At 57.0% G+C, this 16,157-nt stretch carries 15 protein-coding genes and 1 pseudogene; 9 read left to right on the forward strand and 7 right to left on the reverse strand.

The window, feature by feature from the left end; translation table 11 throughout:
* Nucleotides 1-2: 2 nt before the first annotated feature.
* Complete coding sequence (locus A3OI_RS0113820) at nucleotides 3-1,259, reverse strand: glutamate-5-semialdehyde dehydrogenase (RefSeq protein WP_018404849.1); 1,257 nt, start codon at nucleotides 1,257-1,259, stop codon at nucleotides 3-5.
* 135 nt (nucleotides 1,260-1,394) lie between these two features.
* Here A3OI_RS0113820 and A3OI_RS0113825 point away from each other — a divergent pair, with 135 nt between their 5' ends.
* Genes A3OI_RS0113825 through A3OI_RS0113835 form a run of 3 tightly spaced genes read left to right on the forward strand, consistent with a single transcriptional unit; the run spans nucleotide 1,395 to nucleotide 4,824 of the window.
* Nucleotides 1,395-2,381 carry a GGDEF domain-containing protein gene (locus A3OI_RS0113825; protein ID WP_018404850.1) on the forward strand — a complete coding sequence of 329 codons (987 nt, stop codon included), beginning with the start codon at nucleotides 1,395-1,397 and terminating at the stop codon, nucleotides 2,379-2,381.
* A complete protein-coding gene (locus A3OI_RS0113830) occupies nucleotides 2,378-3,373 on the forward strand; it encodes a GGDEF domain-containing protein (protein WP_018404851.1) in 996 nt (331 codons plus the stop codon). Before A3OI_RS0113825 ends, A3OI_RS0113830 begins: the two co-directional genes overlap by 4 nt.
* Nucleotides 3,373-4,824 carry a bifunctional DedA family/phosphatase PAP2 family protein gene (locus A3OI_RS0113835; RefSeq protein ID WP_018404852.1) on the forward strand — a complete coding sequence of 484 codons (1,452 nt, stop codon included), beginning with the start codon at nucleotides 3,373-3,375 and terminating at the stop codon, nucleotides 4,822-4,824. Before A3OI_RS0113830 ends, A3OI_RS0113835 begins: the two co-directional genes overlap by 1 nt.
* A 6-nt stretch (nucleotides 4,825-4,830) precedes the next feature.
* On the opposite strand, the pseudogene A3OI_RS22115 reads toward A3OI_RS0113835, so the two are convergent.
* Both A3OI_RS22115 and A3OI_RS0113850 read right to left on the reverse strand, forming a co-directional pair.
* Nucleotides 4,831-5,356, reverse strand: a pseudogene (locus A3OI_RS22115) (HDOD domain-containing protein); the annotation flags it as partial.
* A gap of 119 nt (nucleotides 5,357-5,475) precedes the next feature.
* Entirely contained in the window at nucleotides 5,476-6,612 is a 1,137-nt protein-coding gene (locus A3OI_RS0113850; protein WP_018404853.1) for an AI-2E family transporter, read from the reverse strand.
* 116 nt (nucleotides 6,613-6,728) lie between these two features.
* On the opposite strand from A3OI_RS0113850, the gene A3OI_RS0113855 reads away from it, so the two are divergent.
* Both A3OI_RS0113855 and A3OI_RS20300 read left to right on the forward strand, forming a co-directional pair.
* A complete protein-coding gene (locus A3OI_RS0113855; protein WP_040475092.1) occupies nucleotides 6,729-7,073 on the forward strand; it encodes a hypothetical protein in 345 nt (114 codons plus the stop codon).
* A 141-nt stretch (nucleotides 7,074-7,214) separates the two neighbouring features.
* Nucleotides 7,215-8,711 (forward strand): DEAD/DEAH box helicase, encoded by a 1,497-nt coding sequence (locus A3OI_RS20300; protein WP_018404855.1) that lies wholly within the window; start codon nucleotides 7,215-7,217, stop codon nucleotides 8,709-8,711.
* Here A3OI_RS20300 and A3OI_RS0113865 read toward each other — a convergent pair.
* The 4 genes from A3OI_RS0113865 to A3OI_RS0113880 form a co-directional block, all read right to left on the reverse strand.
* Nucleotides 8,708-9,223 carry a dihydrofolate reductase gene (locus A3OI_RS0113865; RefSeq protein WP_018404856.1) on the reverse strand — a complete coding sequence of 172 codons (516 nt, stop codon included), beginning with the start codon at nucleotides 9,221-9,223 and terminating at the stop codon, nucleotides 8,708-8,710. The two genes, A3OI_RS20300 and A3OI_RS0113865, sit on opposite strands and share 4 nt — an antisense overlap.
* A 125-nt stretch (nucleotides 9,224-9,348) precedes the next feature.
* Nucleotides 9,349-10,188 carry a thymidylate synthase gene (locus tag A3OI_RS0113870; RefSeq protein WP_018404857.1) on the reverse strand — a complete coding sequence of 280 codons (840 nt, stop codon included), beginning with the start codon at nucleotides 10,186-10,188 and terminating at the stop codon, nucleotides 9,349-9,351.
* Nucleotides 10,185-10,973, reverse strand: a complete 789-nt coding sequence (gene lgt / locus A3OI_RS0113875; protein ID WP_018404858.1) for a prolipoprotein diacylglyceryl transferase — start codon at nucleotides 10,971-10,973, stop codon at nucleotides 10,185-10,187. Before lgt ends, A3OI_RS0113870 begins: the two co-directional genes overlap by 4 nt.
* Nucleotides 10,974-10,982: 9 nt before the next feature.
* Nucleotides 10,983-11,768 (reverse strand): sulfite exporter TauE/SafE family protein, encoded by a 786-nt coding sequence (locus A3OI_RS0113880; RefSeq protein ID WP_026224215.1) that lies wholly within the window; start codon nucleotides 11,766-11,768, stop codon nucleotides 10,983-10,985.
* Nucleotides 11,769-11,890: 122 nt separating this feature from the next.
* Between A3OI_RS0113880 and A3OI_RS0113885 the strand changes: the two genes are divergently transcribed.
* The 4 genes from A3OI_RS0113885 (at nucleotide 11,891) to dxs (ending at nucleotide 16,113) form a co-directional block, all read left to right on the forward strand.
* On the forward strand, nucleotides 11,891-12,697 hold the full coding sequence (locus A3OI_RS0113885; protein WP_018404860.1) for an NRDE family protein: 807 nt from the start codon (nucleotides 11,891-11,893) through the stop codon (nucleotides 12,695-12,697).
* 86 nt (nucleotides 12,698-12,783) lie between these two features.
* A complete protein-coding gene (locus A3OI_RS0113890) occupies nucleotides 12,784-13,083 on the forward strand; it encodes an exodeoxyribonuclease VII small subunit (protein WP_026224216.1) in 300 nt (99 codons plus the stop codon).
* Nucleotides 13,080-13,979 carry a polyprenyl synthetase family protein gene (locus tag A3OI_RS0113895; RefSeq protein ID WP_018404862.1) on the forward strand — a complete coding sequence of 300 codons (900 nt, stop codon included), beginning with the start codon at nucleotides 13,080-13,082 and terminating at the stop codon, nucleotides 13,977-13,979. Before A3OI_RS0113890 ends, A3OI_RS0113895 begins: the two co-directional genes overlap by 4 nt.
* A 163-nt stretch (nucleotides 13,980-14,142) precedes the next feature.
* Complete coding sequence (dxs, locus tag A3OI_RS0113900) at nucleotides 14,143-16,113, forward strand: 1-deoxy-D-xylulose-5-phosphate synthase (RefSeq protein ID WP_018404863.1); 1,971 nt, start codon at nucleotides 14,143-14,145, stop codon at nucleotides 16,111-16,113.
* Nucleotides 16,114-16,157: the final 44 nt, after the last annotated feature.

Raw genomic sequence — 16,157 nt, forward strand, 5'->3', positions numbered from 1 at the left:
CGCTAAACCCGGATATGACCGTCACCGAACACCACGTACTTTTGCGACGTCAGGCCCTCCAGCCCCACTGGCCCTCGGGCGTGAATTTTGTCAGTGGAAATTCCGATTTCCGCGCCCAGACCGTATTCAAAACCATCGGCAAAGCGGGTGGAGGCATTCACCATCACCGAGCTGGAATCCACTTCGGTAAGAAAGCGCCGGGCGCGGGTGTAATTTTCGGTGATAATGCTGTCGGTGTGCTGGGAGCTGAACTGACTGATATGAGCAATAGCGCCGTCCAGGCCATCCACTACCTTTACCGCAAGAATAGGGGCCAGGTATTCTGCGTCCCAGTCGGCTTCTGTCGCCGGCGTCATCTCGCTGACAATCTCCCGACTGCGCTCGCAGCCGCGCAGTTCTACACCTTTTTCTACGAACGCAGCGTTCAGCAGCGGTAGCATATCGGCGGCGATTTTCTCATCCACCAGCAGAGTTTCCATGGTATTACAGGTGCCGTAACGTTGGGTTTTGGCGTTCACGGCCACCGCCAGCGCCTTTTCAGGATCGGCGTGACTGTCGATATAAACGTGACATACGCCATCAAGGTGCTTGATCACCGGAACCCGGGCGTCACGGCTGACGCGCTCAATCAGGCCTTTGCCACCGCGCGGTACGATAACGTCAACGTACTGCGGCATAGTGATCAGCTCGCCCACTGCGGCGCGATCGGCGGTGGCAATAATCTGAACAGCCGTTTCCGGCAGACCGGCTTGAGCCAAACTACTGGAAATACAGCGCGCAATCGCCTGATTGGAGTGAATGGATTCAGAGCCGCCGCGCAATATCGCGGCGTTACCAGACTTCAGACAAAGGCTGGCTGCTTCAACGGTCACATTCGGGCGTGACTCATAAATAATACCGATAACACCGAGCGGCACTCGCATCTTACCGACCTGAATGCCCGATGGCCTGTACGCCATGTCGGTTATTACGCCGATTGGGTCTGACAGGCCAGCCACCTGATGTAACCCTTCAATCATGGCGTCTACTCGCGCCGGCGTCAGTTCTAAGCGGTCCAGCATGGCGCTATCCAAGCCGTTGGCCTTGGCAGCACAAAGATCTTGCTTATTGGCCTCGGTCAGTTCGGCGCGGGCGGCGCCCAAGGCCTGGGCCATAGCCAGCAGCGCCTGATTACGTACCGCTGTGGTTGATCGGGCAACGTGTTTCGCTGCTGCACGAGCCTGGGCACCCACTTCATTCATGTATGCTGCAATGTCCATCCGCTTGTTACCTTTCAATTCTGATGTCGCAAGAGCCTTAACTTTACCTGTCTGCATTCAAGTACGCACCCCAAACGACTAGTATACTCGTGCCTTAAACTCCGAAAACCCGTTGTCACTAAAAGGAACACGAACATGGCCACGATGGCCGGCTCCGTGCTGTTAAAACCCCTTGCACACAGCGCCTTCATTGGTGCTGCAGCTATGGCTGCGATCTGTGTGCCGGCAAGTGAGCCACTGTTAGCCGCCTGCACTGCAACGGTTGGCGGCATTGTGGTGTGCAGCCCGACGTTCCGCAAACGCCATGGCTCCGCACCTTGGCCTGCCCTGCGCGCCGGATTTTTTGTTATTCTGGTGCTATTGGTCGCCACTGCCGCATTAACAGACCGGTGGCTTATGAGTTATTGGCTCTACGGCCTGCCACTGCTAGCCTATGTTGCAGTGCCGCGGCGCGGGGCCTGGATTGCCATTGTTGCGGTTGTCGCCATCGCCATGTTTATGGTGTATCAGGCCAGCGGCATTGCCCAACGCCATCAGATGATCGGCGCCTTTTTTCTAACCCTGCTCCTCAGCCTGATGCTGATATTTCTACTGGAGTTCAAACGCCGCCAGCTAATGCCCCTGCGACGCACCGACGAGCTGACCAACGCCGCCAGCCAACAGCACCTGACCGCCGACTTGAATAAAGAAATCCAACGCAGCGAGCGCGAAGGCACAACCCTGTCAGTCATCATGCTGGCATTAAAAACCAGCAACGATGCAGAGCCGGCGGGTGCCGATTTGCGTTCGATTCTGCCGCAAATCAGGCGCTATTTGCACAGCCACATCCGCGACTTTGACGCTTATTATCGCGTTGCAAATCTTCAGTTCCTGATTATTCTTCCCGGTATTACCAGCTCCCAGGCCTCGCGGCAGGCCGAGGCTCTGCAGCGCGGCGTGCAAAAACTGTTAACCAACCACCAACTGACCATGACACTCAGCACCGGTGCCGCCGGACTCAACATTGGCGATGACGCCAGCAGCCTGCAACGTAGCGTCACAGCCGCGTTACGCAGGGCCCAGCAACACGCCAGTCATAACAGCCAGAACTTCAACGGGCGGAACCAGGAGCCAAAGGCATGACCGAAACCCGGCTGCGCACCCGCACCTATGGCATAGCGTATCTGCTAACCGCCCTATTCTTGCTGATGCTGGGCCTGCAAAATCTGCGCTACGGCTTTTACGGACTGTTTTTTGTCGCTCTGGCCATGGCCGTGTTGGCCGGATCGGGCCTGGCCTACACCATTATGAACAGGCGCCAGCAATTGACCGCAAAAGGTCATTTTATTGTGCTATGCACCCTCAATGGCGCCGTGCTGGCGACCAGCGCTGCCAGTCAGAGCCCGATTGCCAGCCACTGGGCAATGCCTTTGCTAGCGCTGAACTTACTCATTCTGCCGGCGCGCGAAGGCCTGGGCCTGTCGCTGTTATTACTGGTACTGATGACACTGCTGTTAATGCTGAAAGCAGGCACCACAGAAGCTCTGGCGGCTTTCGGTGGCATGGCCATGCTATTGGGAACCTTCGCGTTGGCAGTGCGGCGCTACAGTACCATGGCGCAATCTGCGGATGATCTGACCATTATCGATCCGTTGACGGGAGCCCACCACGGCCGGTTTCTTGACGAAAACCTGCAACAGGAAATCAGCCGAGCCAAGGTAACCGGACACCCATTGTCGGTGATTGCTCTGGATATAGATCACGCTGATGAAGTGGCGACGCTGCATAGCAACGACACTCTGCCTGCTTTACAGCGACAAATTATTCAGCAGCTGTTCGAAATCATTCGCGCCGGCGATATTCTTTATACCCTTAGCGAATCGACTCTGTTCCTGATATTGCCATTCACCCCAGAGGAGGGCGCGCGAGTAGTCGCCGAGCGCATTCGTCGCACGATCGCAGAACGGCAATGGCTGCCGGTCGACAGCAGCAGCGTCAGCATAGGCTGCACCACACACATGTCCGCTGATTGCGAAAGCAACGCTTTGATAGAACGGGCCCATAACGGCGCCAGCCAAGCCCGTAAGACGGGCGGCAACAGTGTACGGTTTGCGCCCGGATTCGAAGCCTTATAATGCCGGGCTGGCTAGGTGAGCTTAGCGCTTTAGTGGCTGCAAATCCGGGCTGGCTGGGCGCCGCGCTGTTTGCCACTGCCCTGGTGGAGTCGCTGGCGGTTGCCGGTCTACTGGTACCCGGCGTGGCCATTCTGTTTGCGCTGACTGCCTTGGCCGGACAAACCGGCATGGCACTGGGCGAGGCTCTGTTCTGGGTGTTTTTTGGCGCCATTGTCGGCGATACCCTGAGTTTTGCCCTGGGGCGCTTGCTGACCGGAAGGCTTAATAACGTTTGGCCCATGAGCCGCTACCCGGCCATCGTGGCCCGCGGAGAGGCCTTTTTTTACCGGCACGGCGCCTTTAGTATTGTGGCGGGGCGCTTTATTGGCCCGATCAGGCCCATCATTCCCCTGGTTGCTGGTGCGCTTTGGATGCCTTGGCACCGCTTTGTTGTCTTCAATATCAGCTCGGCTGTTGCATGGGCACCCGTTTATGTATTGCCGGGATTTCTAGTAGGCAGCGCGCTTACGTCAGAGTTACGGCCACCGCCCCACGCCTATGCCGTTAGCTTGGTCAGCGTGGGCGTTCTGTTGCTGGTGTATCTGGTGTTATTTCGCGCCCACCTGGGCCTGACGGACCGCGGCCGTGTGTACCAGTATCTGGAGCAGGCTGTGCAAAACTACCGTGCCAGCCATCGATTCTGGCATCTGTACAGCAAGCAACGCCCTACTAACCAGAGCGAGTTTCCTCTGGCATCTCTTATGCTGGGTCTGGGCAGCGCTAGTCTGTTTGTGTTGTGGGGCCAGCTGGCGGTATTTACCGATGTTCTGCGGCCTTTTGATCAAGCAGTACTGGAATGGTTTACGGCCTGGCGCCAACCGCTGCTGGAGATACCCGCTGTTGCGATTACCTCGCTAGGCGACCCGGCGGTTTTACTGATAGCCAGCGCACTTGCCTGCCTGGCCTTGACGTTTCGCGGTTTTTACGCCGGCGCACTGCATTGCCTGGCCGCCGGCGTGCTGACCACTATTCTGGTGTGGGCACTGAAAAACGGCTTTGCTGCAGCACGACCGGAAATGGTGTTTGCACCGCCGCAATCCGGTTCGTTTCCCAGCGGCCATACCGCCGGCATTACGGTGCTGGTGACTCTTGCGGCTGGTTTTATTGCAGCCGAAACCAGCGCCCGCAAACGCTGGCAGATATATATGCTGGCATCGCTGCCGCTGCTTCCGATGGCGTTAAGTCGGCTTTATCTGGGTGTGCACTGGTTTAGCGATATTGTGGGTGGCTTGTTGCTTGGACTGGCGATTACGGGTCTGGTGCGCGCAAGCTACAGTCGTTATGACCGCATCGCGCTCTATCCAGACAGCACAACCGCTGCAGCTTTCACGGCCTGGTTAGTATTTTGCGGAGGCTATCTTTATTTGCGCTGGCCCCAGGCGCTGGCCGACTACGCGCCGGCCATCAGCTGAGTGAGCCTAACGAATGGCCAGCAGCTGTTTTACTTCATCCACACGACTGCGGGCGCGGGTTAACAGATCCAGGCTGCGCGACGCATTCAGCTCAAGCCCGCCCAGACGACTGTAAGCAGGCAACTGATCAAAACGTGACAACCCCTCGCTCTGGCCAGAACCAATCATGGCGTGCATTTGCGCCACAATCACTACGTCTACCAGCTGTGGTTGCGGCTGATCGCTGGCATAGTCCCAGCCTTGAGCGTGGCGGGTCGCCTCATCAGCCAGCACCCAGCACCCAGCACAGCGCTGCCATTTCGCGAGAGTGCTGCCATAAAAGTTCCATGTGTTTCTGCGGCAACGGCTGACGGCTCTTAAACACGTCACGCATGGCGAATACGATCACCAGTTGGCGGGTTGTCTTCATACCCAGACGCACCACGGTTTCGCGTACATTGAGGACATCGTTAAAACCGCGATAAAGAGGGCTATTGCAGGCTCGCACCAGCTTTGCAGACATCGCCGGATCTGCCGATAAGGCAGTGTTAACACAGGGTGTAACCAGCGGTGCGCAAAACAACCATGCACAAACGGCTAAAGCCGGCACTCATTAACCGCGAAAATCGATTGTTTCGACCAACCCTGAAAGCTTAAGCATTGCCTTAGCGGTTAGCTGGACTTGGTATTATCTGTTTCTACAGGCGTATCAGCCTTGCCTGAATCTTTAGCCTCGCCGCCGCGTAACCACGCCTGGGTAATGGGCGATTCGTGGCTGAACTCGCGAATAAAAATACCCCAAAAAGCGTTAAACAGCGCCGCCACTAAAGGGCCCATAACAAAGCCGTTGATACCAAACATGGCGAGGCCGCCAAGGGTAGACAGCAACACAATGTAATCTGGCAGTTTGGTGTCGCGCCCAACCAGAATCGGGCGTAATACGTTATCGGCAAGACCAATCACCACAATACCGAAGGCGGTCAATATCAGCGCCTGAACCACATCGCCTATCGCAGCCAGGTAAATAGCGGCAGGTACCCACACCAATGCCGCACCCACCGCCGGTAACAACGACACCATGGCCATCACCACACCCCAAAGAAGCGCGCCATGAATACCCAGAATCCAAAAAATCAGGCCGCCCATGGCACCCTGAATAATAGCAATCAGCAGATTTCCTTTTACCGTCGCCCGGGTAACTTCGGCAAACTTGGCAAATAGCAGGCGCTCACGTTCGTCTCCCAGCGGCAGGGCGCGGATCAGAAGCTCTACCAGGCTTACGCCATCACGCAGTAGAAAGAACGCCAGATAGACCATCAATGCCAGGCCAAGAAAAAACTGGAAAGTATTCTGACCCAGACCTAACGCCTGCTTACCCAGGAACTGACTACCGCTAACCATCAGATTAACGGCGCGATCACGCAGTTCAGCGAAGCTAACGTCAAACTGCGCCAAAAAAGACTGAATGGCCGGGAACGACTGATTCACCTGGTCGATATACTCGCCAGGGCGCACGTCGCCGTCCTGAATTTTCTGATACAGGCCGACACCCTCTGCTACTAGGGAAGTCACCAGCAACAGCACGGGAATGACCACAATCACCATGCATAGAAACAGGGTGATCAATGCGTTGGTGTTAGGCCGATCGCCAAAGCGCCGAGCCAATTTCAGTTGAACCGGATGGAAGATGAGGGCAATAGCCACCGCCCAGAATATCGGCCCGAAAAAAGGCTTCATCAACAATATAAAGGCGACTGAGACCCCGACCAGCATGGCCAAAAAGGCGCGTGTTTCAATTTTTGCGTACATAGCGATCCAAACTCTCCTTGTTGCGGACCTAAGCCTACCACGGCACCATAGGAGCGGGGATAGCTAGCAACTTGTCGTGGTTTATTAAAAAATTGTCATTATTGCGAGCAAAATCAGTGCAAGTGGACACATTTACCGAAGACACAGCGCTAGACGCCGCCGTTGAATTGCAGCGAGTGCTGGCAGCGCGCACCCATCGCCGCACAGTGCTGGGGCAAGAAGTGACAGTGCCCGGCCAGCTGGGTGCCGCGCTGAACCTGCCTCGCACCGTTGGCCGCCTGCAAAGTAGGCAGGCCCGCCTGCGTGAGCAGGGCCTGGAAGATTTCCAGCAGCTCTGGGTCATCCTGTCGATACAAACACGCGAGAAAGTATTACGGGCCATCGGCTGGTACAAACCACAGGAATTGAGTTGGGATGACAAACGTTCAAATCGTCACCCTGGACCTGATAAGGGCGCCTAACGCCCCTTTTTGACATCCGCGGACAACTACCTACGAGCCAGCACTCATTTTTGCGTATTAAAGCAGCAACAAAACCGTTATAATCCGCTCACATCACGCATTGCACGCCAATGCTTTACCTTTCGAATTCCGAGTACATCAATGTCTGAATTGTCTTTTGCCGAACTGGGGCTTGATCCTGCCGTTCTTGAAGCGGTGACCGCCGTTGGCTATGAAACCCCCACACCCATACAGGCGCAAGCTATTCCTGCGCTATTGTCCGGCCGCCATTTACTGGGTGTAGCCCAGACCGGCACCGGTAAAACCGCCGCTTTTGCTTTGCCACTGCTGAGCCGGGTGGACCCAAGCGTCAACGCGCCGCAGATTCTGGTTTTGGCGCCTACCCGCGAACTGGCCATTCAGGTGGCCGAGGCATTTTCCACCTATGCCAGCAAGCTCCCTAATTTTCGTGTGCTTCCGATTTATGGCGGTCAAGATTTTTTCCCGCAGATTAAAGGCCTGCGCCGCGGCGCTCACGTTATTGTTGGCACTCCTGGCCGGATGCTGGACCACCTGCGCAAAGGCACTCTGAAGCTGGATAACCTGAAAGCTCTGGTGCTGGATGAAGCCGACGAAATGCTGCGCATGGGCTTTATTGACGACGTTGAAGCGATTCTGTCGAAAACCCCGGACAACTGCCAGCGCGCCCTGTTCTCGGCCACCATGCCGCCGCAAATCAAGAAGGTTGCTCAGACCTATCTGAACGATGCGGTTGAAGTACGTATCGAAAGCGCAAGCCGCACGGTTGATGCTATCTCCCAGTACGTACTGCCGGTGTACGCTGAGCGCAAGCTTGATGCCCTGACCCGCATTCTGGAAGTAGAGCCGCTTGATGCGTCGATTATTTTTGTGCGCACCAAGGCCGAAACCATCGTGTTGGCGGAAAAGCTGGCTGCTCGCGGTCACGCTGCGGCGCCCTTGAACGGCGACCTGAACCAACGTCAACGCGAGCAGACGGTTGAAGACCTGAAGCGTGGCAAGAAAGACATCGTTGTAGCCACAGACGTTGCTGCCCGTGGTCTGGACGTGCCGCGCATAACACACGTGATCAACTACGACGTACCTTACGACACCGAAGCGTATATTCACCGCATTGGTCGTACTGGCCGTGCCGGTCGTGATGGTAAAGCCATTTTGTTGGTAACGCCCCGGGAGCGTAGCTGGCTGCGCACTCTGGAGCGCGCTACCAATGCGACCATGGAAGCCTATGAGTTGCCCTCGCCGGCGGCGCTGCAGAAAATGCGCGTAGATCAGTTTGAAAGCCAACTGATAGGTTTTGCGGAAGATCGCAAACTGAGCAAAGCAATGGCGATGCTGGACGATATTGCCGAGCGCAACGAGATGGACATTACGATGGTTGCAGGCGCTCTGGCGTGCATGCTGGAAGCCACTCAACCAGGTTCGTTGCCGCTGGAGCAGCCGGAAGCTCTGCCAGCGGTATCAACCACGCAGCCAAATCGTGACCGCAAAGCCGGTCGCCCTGGCGAGTTCCGCAAAGGCCCGAAGCCTGGCTTCAAGAAGCGTCCGGGTGGTGGTGGCGCTCCTGGCGGCAAAGGCAAGTTTGCGGGTAAGCCCGCTGCCAAGCGCCCAGCGCGTTAATCTGACGCCAAGCGCTGATACACTACGAAGCTGTAGTTGTAAGGATTGTTATCGGACGCGGAGAAATCCTCCCGTCCGATTTCTTCCCACTCTTCCCAGTTCACTTCCGGAAAGTAAGCATCGCCCTCCACGTTCGCGTGCACTAGGGTAATGTAAATACGATCCACCAGCGGTAGCACCTCGGCGTAGATTTGCCCGCCGCCAATCACCATGACTTCTTCAATACCATCCAGTTCGGCCTGTGCTTCGGCTTTTTTTAGTGCTGCCCGCAAAGTTGTGGCTGCAGTGATGCCTGCCGGTGCCTGCCATTCTTCATTGCGTGTGATAACCACGTTCATGCGCCCTGGCAAGGGGCGACCGATGGAGTCCCAGGTTTTGCGGCCCATGATGACGGGTTTGCCCATGGTGGCTTGTTTGAAGTATTTCAGGTCGCCGGGTAGGTACCATGGCAGATTGTTGTTACGGCCAATAACGCGATTTTGAGCCATGGCGACAATGAGTGCTTTTTGCATGGTGGTTTCCTTTTTCAATGCGGAAAGCTGAGTATTAATTAGATTTTGGAGGCTGCAAGGGTGCGGGGTAGAGCGATTTTCTTTATTTTCCGCCTCGCTGAAAAAACTAATAACTGACTCAACTGTTAAATCGCAATCGGTGCTTTGATGCCGGGGTGTGGGTCGTAGCCTTCAAACTCAAAATCGTCCAGATCGTAACCGAAGATGGAGTTAGGCTTGCGCTTGATCACCAGCTTTGGCAGCGCCCGTGGTTCACGCTTGAGTTGTTCGAATACGATATCGTCAGTCAAGTGATTGCTGTACAGGTGGCAATCGCCAAAGGTGTGTACAAATTCGCCCACGTCCAGATCGCATTGTTGGGCGATCATGTGGGTTAGCAAGGCGTAGGAGGCAATATTGAAGGGTACGCCCAGGAACAGATCGGCGCTGCGCTGGTAAAGCTGGCAGGAGAGTTTGCCGTCGTTGACGTAGAACTGGAATAGGCAGTGACATGGGGCCAGTGCCATGTGGCCCTGGCGCACGTTGTCTTGCGGGCCGATGGATTCGTCAGGCAGTTCGGCCGGATTCCAGGCGGAGACAATCAGGCGACGGGAATTGGGTTTTTGGCGAATCTGGTCGATCAGGTCGCTGATCTGGTCAATCACGCGGCCGTCTTGACACTGCCAGCTGCGCCATTGCTTGCCGTATATGGGGCCTAAGTCGCCGTTATCCAGAGCCCATTCATTCCAGATGTTGACTTTGCGTTCGGTCAGCCAGTTGTTGTCAGTGGAGCCCTGCAGGAACCACAGCAGTTCCTGGATGATGCTGCGCAGGTGAATCTTTTTTGTGGTGACCAGGGGGAAACCTTGCTGCAGATTGAAGCGAACCTGGCGGCCGAATACCGAGCGGGTGCCTACGCCGGTGCGGTCACCGCGGTCGCTGCCGTTGTCGACTATGTCTTGCATCAGGTCCAGGTAGGCTTTCATACGGCATTTCTCCGGTAGGCTATGGTCATCAGGATCAGGCCAGCTAGCACCATGGGCAATGACAGCACTTGCCCCATAGTAAGCCAGTCAAAAGCCAGGTAGCCCAGTTGAGCGTCAGGCTCACGCACGAATTCCACCGCGAAGCGGAACACACCGTAGCAGGTCAGAAACAGGCCAGATACGGCCATACGCGGCCGGGGTTTAGCCGAGAACCACCACAGGATGATGAAGAACAGCACGCCTTCGAGGGCGAACTGATAGAGCTGGGAGGGGTGTCGGGCCAAGGCGTCTGGCGCTTGCCGAAATACCATGCCCCAGGGCACATCCGTGGGTTTGCCCCAGAGTTCGCCGTTGATGAAGTTGCCAATGCGCCCCGCCCCCAGGCCGACAGGCACCAGTGGCGCAACAAAATCGGTCATGCGCCAGAAGCCTGCGCCTATTTTACGGCCGTACCACCACATGCCAAGCATGACCCCCAGCAGGCCGCCGTGGAACGACATGCCGCCTTCCCACACCCGCAGCAGCCACAATGGGTCCGCCAGAAACACATCAAAGTTGTAGAAGATGACATAACCAAAACGGCCACCCAGAATAACTCCCAGCGCCAGGTAAAACAGCAGGTCGCCCACTTGCTCTTCGTTAACCGGCGACCAGGGTTTGCGGCTGCGTAAGCGCCCCAGCCACCAGCCGGCCGCAAAGCCGACCAGGTAGGTCAGGCCATACCAGTGTATTTTCAGTGGCCCGATAGCAATGGCCACCGGATCGATCTGCGGATGTTGCAACATTGTAATCCCTTAACTCAGTAGAAAGCGGAGGCCGATCAGCACCAGCATAATGGCGAAGATGCGCCTCAATAGGGGCGCATTAAGGCGGTGCGCCAGATTGGCGCCCACACGGGCGAATAACACGCTGGTGAGTATGACCCCGATCAGCGCCGGCAAATAGATGAAACCAAGGCTGTGTGCCGGTAGTTCCGGGTTGCCCCAGCCGGTCCACAAGTTGCCCAGAGCTCCGGCTAGCGCAATGGGCAGGCCGCAGGCTGCGGAGATACCGACGGCATGCTGCATTTTAATGTTACAGCGGCTTAGGTAAGGCACGGTTAATGTGCCGCCACCAATTCCAAAGATGGCTGAGGCCCAGCCAATCACGGCGCCCGCCACACCCAGCCCTTTATTACCTGGCACTGATCGACCTGGTTTGGGATCAAAGCCAAGCAACAGTTTTACCGCCACCACGATCACAAATACGCCAATGATCAGTTCGAGCGCTGGCCCGCTGAGCAGCGATGCGGTCCAGGCACCGATTAAAGCGCCAAATACGATGCCCACGGTCATTGCCCGGAAAATGTCCCAGCGAATTGCGCCGTGAACATGATGTGAGCGTATCGAACTTAACGAGGTGAACACGATAGTGGCCAGCGAGGTCCCCACTGCCATGTGGGCGGCGATATCGGGGCTAAAGCCCTGGGCACCAAAGCTGAAGATCAGTACCGGCACAATAACCAGTCCGCCACCAATGCCAAACAGGCCGGCTAGACTGCCCGCCAGCGCTCCCAAGGCGAGGTACAGCGAAAAAAGCATGATGAAAGACATTGCAGCGCACACCGCCGTTACATTTATGGATGGGTATGATACACCTTGTGAAAACAAGGCTCCATTGCACCAACCTTCTGTATACACAACGTTAAGGAAATAGCGCGGATATGTGTTTGATTGCGTTTACTCTGGGCCAGAACCGGCACTATCCGCTGGTGGTTGCTGCTAACCGGGATGAATTCTTCAACCGGCCTACGGCCGCTATGGATTGGTGGACTGGTGCAAGCCATGCGCTGGTTTCAGAGCAGATTCTGGCAGGCCGGGATTTACAGGCCGGCGGTACCTGGCTGGCTATCAGCGCCAGCGGTGTTGTCAGCGCGGTCACCAATGTGCGCGAAGGCAGCCCGGAGCCCGGCGTTATCAGCCGCGGTGATTTGCCTCTGCGCGCCTTACAACAATCGCCCCAGGCCTTGCGCAAGCACTTGGCCGATAATGCCAGCCGCTATTCCGGTTTTAATCTGGTGACACTCGATGCCGGCCAGGAACGCGCGGCCGGCCCCGGCGGCTGGTATTTCAGCAACCGCGACGCTCACCCGGGGCGTAGCCTGCACCGCGGCTGCTACGGCGTTAGCAATCATCTGCTGCAAACCCCCTGGCCCAAACTGTTGCGTCTGCGCCAACGTGTCACCAACACCGTAATCGCAGCCGGTGAAGACAGTGAGCCTTTGCACCAGGCGCTAATCAATCACTTAAAAGATTCTACTCCGGCCCCGGATCATTTGTTGCCCCGCACCGGTGTGGGCCTTACTACCGAGCGGATGTTGTCACCGGCGTTCATTATTGGCGAGCATTACGGCACCCGCGTAACCACGGTGGTGACCGTGGCCGCCAGTGGCGAAATACGAGTTACCGAGCAAACCTGGCAACCCGGCGGCAAACCCGCTGAATGTCGACAACTGTGCTGGCAGCAGTAGCCCGTAAGCTCTGTTATAATCCGCCGGAAACGCACCTAATGCCCCGTCTGGCGGCATTATTCGATTCGATCACAGCGGAGGCTTTTATGGCTGGCAAAAAAGACACCGCGGCTGCCGCGACAAAAGCACCCTCGTTGGGTGGCTTTGAAAAGTCCCTGGAGGAGCTGGAACAGCTGGTGCGTGATCTGGAGCACGGCGAGTTAACACTGGAGCAATCGCTGGCTACCTTCGAACGTGGCGTCGGCCTTACCCGTGATTGCCAACAAGCCCTGAAAAGCGCTGAGCAGCGGGTAGAAGTACTGGTACAAAACGGAGATGGCAGCCTGGAAACCCGACCGTTCCTTGAGCAAAGTAATGAACAGAGCGATCAGAGCAGCGATTCGTGAACACCGCCACCCGCTTGCCAGCCAGTGAATTTTTGCAACACTGCCGCGCTGAGATTGACCAGCAGCTAGCCGACTATATGGATCAAGCCAGCGCATCCCAGCGCCTGCAGGACACCATGCGCTATGGCTTGCTGGGCGGTGGCAAGCGCATTCGCCCGGCGCTTTGCCTGGCCGCTGCCGAAGCCGTTGGCGGCCAGCGCCAAATCGCTCTGGCACCGGCCTGTGCTCTGGAGATGATTCACGCGTACTCGCTGATGCACGACGACTTACCGGCCATGGACGACGATGATCTGCGCCGCGGCCGCGCCACCGCACACATCGCATTCGACGAATCTTCGGCCATACTTGCTGGCGACGCTCTGCAGGCAGAGGCGTTTCGGGTACTGGCCACGGCGCCGCGGTTAAGCGCTGAAGTCAAACTGGCTATGGTAAAAGCTTTGGCGAACGCCTGCGGGGCAAGCGGTATGGTGGGCGGGCAGGCTACTGATCTGGAGTCTGTGGCAAGAACCCTGACTCTGGAACAGCTAGAGAATATGCACCGACATAAGACCGGCGCTCTGATTGAAGCCAGCGTACACCTTGGAGCCCTGGCCGGTGGCGTAACAGACGCCGCGTTGCTAGACGCCCTGGCTCGTTACGCCCGCGCGCTGGGACTGGCGTTTCAGGTGCAGGACGATTTGCTGGACATAGAAGGCGATACCCAGGTGATTGGCAAAACCCAAGGCTCTGATATCGCCCGCGGCAAACCCACTTACCCCGCACTATTGGGGCCGGAAGGCGCACGCGAACACTTGGCAAGGCTGCTAGCCGAGGCTCACGACAGCCTGGAGGGGCTTGGCATTCAAGCCGACGCCCTTCACGCCATGGCAGATTACGTAGTGGCCCGTAGCCACTAAGCAAACGCCCGCGTAACATTCCGGGCATTGAGTCGCTCCCGCTTCGAGGCGCACACTGCGGGATAAACACGTGGCAAACGACAAGGCGCGGCGCTGATACAACCCGACGATGCAGCGTATACAACGACAACCCTTGCCGATTATGCAAAAAAGAACCGAGCAGATGCAGGACACAATGATTTTCAGGGAAATCCCCTTACAGCGACCCAACACCCCCATGCTGGACCGTATTGGTTCGCCGGCAGACATGCGCCAGTTACCCGCCGATCAGTTAACTCAGCTGGCACGAGAGCTGCGGTCGTTTCTATTGTGGTCGGTGGGCACGACAGGCGGCCACTTTGGCGCCGGCCTGGGCGTACTGGAACTAACGGTTGCCCTGCACTATGTGTTCAATACGCCGGAAGACCGCCTGGTTTGGGACGTGGGCCATCAGACCTACCCTCATAAAATCCTGACAGGACGCCGCGAACAGATGGGCAGCATTCGCCGCAAAAACGGCCTGGCAGGGTTTCCCAAACGCACTGAGAGCCCTTACGACACCTTTGGTGTGGGCCATTCCAGCACCTCTATCAGCGCCGCCCTGGGCATGGCCATTGCCGCCAATCATCAAGGGCTGACGCGCAAGAGCATCGCGGTGATTGGTGATGGCGCCATGACCGCCGGCATGGCATTTGAGGCACTGAATCACGCCGGCCATTTGAAGGCCGATATGTTGGTGATTCTGAACGACAACGACATGTCGATTTCCCGCAACGTAGGTGGCCTGTCCAATTATTTTGCCAAGCTTCTATCCAGTCGCACTTATCATCAAATGCGCGACAGCAGCAAAAAAGTGCTTGAGATAGCCCCGGGTCTGCGCGAACTGGCAAAAAAAACCGAAGAACACTTCAAAGGCATGATTGCGCCAGGCACCCTGTTTGAAGAATTGGGGTTCAATTACATCGGCCCCATTGACGGCCACGACCTGCCATTACTGGTAGAAACCCTGGAGAACATCCGCGAGCTCAGCGGCCCGCAGTTTTTGCACATTGTCACTACCAAAGGCAAAGGTTTTGCTCCCGCAGAAGCCGACCCGATTGGCTACCACGCCATCAACAAGATAGAACCCCTGGTAGCCACCACTGCTGCCAGCGGCAAACCGGCGCCGGTGAAGTCTGGCCCGGCCGCGCCCAAATACGCCAACGTGTTTGGCCAATGGCTGTGTGATGCCGCAGCCGCGGATGAGCGAGTGATGGGCATAACCCCCGCCATGTGCGAGGGCTCTGATCTTTTGGCCTTTGCCGAGCGTTTTCCCGCGCGTTATTTTGACGTTGCCATTGCCGAGCAGCACGCCGTTACTTTGGCCGCCGGCATGGCCTGTGATGGCGCTAAACCGGTGGTGGCCATCTACTCCACCTTCTTACAGCGTGGTTACGATCAGCTTATCCACGATGTAGCCATTCAGAATCTGGACGTACTGTTTGCCATTGACCGCGCCGGCCTGGTGGGCGAAGACGGCCCAACTCATGCCGGGGCCTTCGACATAAGTTATCTGCGTTGCATCCCCAATATGGTGTTGATGACACCGTCTGACGAAAACGAAACCCGGCAGTTACTGCACACCGGTCTGGTGCATGAAGGCCCGGCGGCGGTGCGCTATCCCCGCGGTAGCGGCAGCGGGGTCGAGATTGACCCGTTGTTGCACACACTGCCCCTGGGTAAAGGCAGAATTGTGCGCGAACGCGAGCGCAAGAGCGCAAGCGGCCGTATCGCCATTCTGAATTTTGGCACCCTTTTGCCGCGGGCCCTGAAAGCCGCACAGGCGCTGGACGCCACAGTGGCCGATATGCGCTTTGTAAAACCGCTGGATGAAGCTCTGATACGCCAGTTGGCAGAGCAGCACGATTTGCTGGTGACTCTGGAGGAAAATGCCATCGCCGGGGGCGCCGGCAGTGCGGTTTGCGAATGGTTGAATCAGGAAGAAATTACCATGCCGGTGCTGCAGCTGGGACTGCCCGACACGTTCGTTGACCACGGCAGCCGCAATCAGCTGTTAGAGGAATGCGGTCTGGATGCTGCGACTATCGAGCGCAGCATAACTGGCCGCGTGCAACGATTGGTCAGCCAGTCGGGCAAAGCCGCGCAGTCTTCCTGATAATTGCCTGGCTCTGACAAGAGATGGAGACTCAGCAGGCGAGG

The sequence above is a fragment of the Marinobacter gelidimuriae genome (assembly GCF_000372805.1).
GTDB classification, from domain to species: Bacteria; Pseudomonadota; Gammaproteobacteria; order Pseudomonadales; family Oleiphilaceae; genus Marinobacter; species Marinobacter gelidimuriae.

What these genes read in the sequence shown, in the direction of transcription:
- A3OI_RS0113890 (WP_026224216.1), top strand. Translation starts at nt 12,784, where the DNA reads ATGGCTGGCAAAAAAGACACCGCGGCTGCCGCGACAAAAGCACCCTCG.
- A3OI_RS20300 (WP_018404855.1), top strand. Translation starts at nt 7,215, where the DNA reads ATGTCTGAATTGTCTTTTGCCGAACTGGGGCTTGATCCTGCCGTTCTT.
- A3OI_RS0113820 (WP_018404849.1), bottom strand. Translation starts at nt 1,259, where the DNA reads ATGGACATTGCAGCATACATGAATGAAGTGGGTGCCCAGGCTCGTGCA.
- A3OI_RS0113850 (WP_018404853.1), bottom strand. Translation starts at nt 6,612, where the DNA reads ATGTACGCAAAAATTGAAACACGCGCCTTTTTGGCCATGCTGGTCGGG.
- A3OI_RS0113880 (WP_026224215.1), bottom strand. Translation starts at nt 11,768, where the DNA reads ATGCTTTTTTCGCTGTACCTCGCCTTGGGAGCGCTGGCGGGCAGTCTA.
- A3OI_RS0113835 (WP_018404852.1), top strand. Translation starts at nt 3,373, where the DNA reads ATGCCGGGCTGGCTAGGTGAGCTTAGCGCTTTAGTGGCTGCAAATCCG.
- A3OI_RS0113830 (WP_018404851.1), top strand. Translation starts at nt 2,378, where the DNA reads ATGACCGAAACCCGGCTGCGCACCCGCACCTATGGCATAGCGTATCTG.
- A3OI_RS0113885 (WP_018404860.1), top strand. Translation starts at nt 11,891, where the DNA reads ATGTGTTTGATTGCGTTTACTCTGGGCCAGAACCGGCACTATCCGCTG.
- A3OI_RS0113865 (WP_018404856.1), bottom strand. Translation starts at nt 9,223, where the DNA reads ATGCAAAAAGCACTCATTGTCGCCATGGCTCAAAATCGCGTTATTGGC.
- lgt (WP_018404858.1), bottom strand. Translation starts at nt 10,973, where the DNA reads ATGTTGCAACATCCGCAGATCGATCCGGTGGCCATTGCTATCGGGCCA.
- A3OI_RS0113870 (WP_018404857.1), bottom strand. Translation starts at nt 10,188, where the DNA reads ATGAAAGCCTACCTGGACCTGATGCAAGACATAGTCGACAACGGCAGC.
- dxs (WP_018404863.1), top strand. Translation starts at nt 14,143, where the DNA reads ATGCAGGACACAATGATTTTCAGGGAAATCCCCTTACAGCGACCCAAC.
- A3OI_RS0113825 (WP_018404850.1), top strand. Translation starts at nt 1,395, where the DNA reads ATGGCCACGATGGCCGGCTCCGTGCTGTTAAAACCCCTTGCACACAGC.